The sequence below is a fragment of the Rhizobium esperanzae genome, assembly GCF_002204185.1.
GTDB classification, from domain to species: domain Bacteria; phylum Pseudomonadota; class Alphaproteobacteria; order Rhizobiales; family Rhizobiaceae; genus Rhizobium; species Rhizobium esperanzae.
Map to the genome: position 1 here is coordinate 1 of NZ_MXPU01000061.1, position 1,008 is coordinate 1,008.

1 pseudogene is annotated in these 1,008 nt (G+C 57.6%); it reads left to right on the plus strand.

Annotated features, from left to right (window positions below):
* Positions 1-21 precede the first annotated feature (21 nt).
* Positions 22-1,008, plus strand: a pseudogene (locus B5E41_RS30915) (IS481 family transposase); the annotation flags it as partial.

Sequence of the window (1,008 nt, forward strand, 5' to 3'; positions counted from 1 at the left end):
TTCCGAATCAAAGGATGCGTTATGGGCCAGGTTCTTCATGGGAGCGCCACGACGACAGAGGCAGTCCGTCGAGCGATACAACATAGTCAAGAGAGCCTGAGGACGCTTTCGAAGCGTTATGGGATCAATCAGAAGACCGTCGCCAAGTGGCGGAAGCGGTCCTCTGTTGCGGACCTTCCGACCGGCCCGAAAGAGCCTAGATCGACGGTGCTCTCCGTCGAGGAGGAGGCTGTTATCGTTGCCTTTCGCCGGTATACGCTGCTGCCGCTCGATGACTGCCTCTATGCACTACAGCCGAGATCCCCCATCTTACGCGGTCGTCGCTGCACCGCTGCCTGCAGCGCCACGACATCGGCCGCCTGCCGGATGTCGACGGCGACAGGCCGGCAAAGAAGAAGTTCAAAAGCTACCCGATCGGCTACTTCCACATCGACATTGCCGAGGTGCGCACCGAACAGGGTAAGTTACACATGTTCGTTGCCATCGATCGCACCTCGAAGTTTGCCTTCGTCGAACTGCACGAGAAGGCCACCACCGCCGTCTCGCGCGAGTTCCTCCTGCGCTTGATTGCAGCCGTCCCCTACAAGATCCACACAGTGCTCACCGACAACGGGATCCAGTTCACCACGCCCGGTGCTGGAGGCTCCGCTGTGCCGCTGATCAAAGAAGCAATCGCCAATGGCGAACGTTTCCGGGCCCATGCCTTCGAATACACCTGCGCCACCAATGATATCGAGCACCGCACCACCAAGGTAAAGCATCCATGGACCAACGGTCAGGTTGAGAGAATGAACCGAACCATCAAGGATGCCACCGTCAGACGCTTCTACTATGAAAGCCACGATCAACTGCGCCAGCATCTTGCCGACTTTGTCGCCGCTTACAATTTCGGCCGCAGGCTCAAGACCCTCAAGGGTCTCACACCCTACGAGTTCATATGCAAGGCATGGGCTTCACAGCCCGAACGTTTTATCATCAATCCGCTCCACCAAATGCCGGGACCAAACA